1 pseudogene is annotated in these 333 nt (G+C 33.0%); it reads left to right on the top strand.

Annotation, left to right across the window (positions count from 1 at the left end):
• Positions 1–179, top strand: a pseudogene (locus tag HMPREF2576_RS02265) (replication-associated protein RepA family protein); the annotation flags it as partial.
• Between the last annotated feature and the right edge of the window lie 154 nt (positions 180–333).

The raw sequence follows: 333 nt of genomic DNA, 5'->3' as shown, positions 1-333 counted from the left end.
TGGAAATAGAAATACTTCATGTTCTTAAACGTTTTAAAGCCATGCTTATTCAAAAAAATGAAACCGTTGAAGCCATGCAAGGGTACTTAATGAAATCTCTTAAATCAGAATTCGCAGAAGTACATACGCTGAATAAGCGACGTGATCATTTACCCATTACATCTTTATTTAATCAATAATTCAATTTAATAGGCCAACAATGATCCAATTAGAGAGCATCTTTAAATAGATGCTCTCTTTTTTTATTAACAAGTGGTTGCCATAGCAACCACCTAGACCAAACGAAAGGTAAGGGAGGGGATAACAAAATAACATCAATACAATGTCACAATT

The organism is Staphylococcus sp. HMSC063F05 (assembly GCF_001837075.1).
GTDB lineage: Bacteria > Bacillota > Bacilli > Staphylococcales > Staphylococcaceae > Staphylococcus > Staphylococcus epidermidis.
The sequence above is the reverse complement of the archived record's forward strand: the minus strand, read 5'-3'. Positions and strand labels throughout refer to the sequence as shown.